The sequence below is a fragment of the uncultured Croceicoccus sp. genome (assembly GCF_947496385.1).
Classification (GTDB): Bacteria; Pseudomonadota; Alphaproteobacteria; order Sphingomonadales; family Sphingomonadaceae; genus Croceicoccus.
The window spans coordinates 1-443 of record NZ_CANMCP010000051.1; the positions used below are offsets into that span (position 1 = coordinate 1).

At 52.8% G+C, this 443-nt stretch carries 1 protein-coding gene; it reads left to right on the forward strand.

The annotated features are described in order from the left end of the window. A partial coding sequence (locus tag Q0897_RS16070) for a DDE-type integrase/transposase/recombinase (RefSeq protein WP_299310437.1) occupies positions 1-248 on the forward strand: 248 nt, incomplete at its 5' end. Between the last annotated feature and the right edge of the window lie 195 nt (positions 249-443).

Genomic DNA, 443 nt, shown 5'->3' on the forward strand with positions numbered 1-443 from the left:
TTGGAAATTTGGCGAAGCAGGAGACAGGCCGCTACGCGAACAACCGTGCTGAAAACTCACATCTGCCATTCCGACGAAGGGAACGAGCGATGCTGCGCTTCCGGCAAATGAAGTCGCTACAGAAGTTCGCATCGGTTCACGCATCCTTCCACAACCACTTCAATTCCGAACGTCACCTCGTTGATTGTCAAACTTACATAGCCCGCCGCTCAGTTGCATTGGCTGAGTGGCAAAACCTCATGGCCTGAAAAATAGCCGGGGAAGGGCGCACGACGCAAAACGGAGAGCGGTTTGCATCCGACTGACAGCTCCTAAAGGGGAGGGGTGCACTCTACAAAACGGAAAACGTTTTGCATCTGCCTGACGGCGGCATCCAATCCCTTACGATGTTTGCTTCATATTAGCGAAGCCCGCTCGTAGAACGACAAGTCTTCCATCTCGTA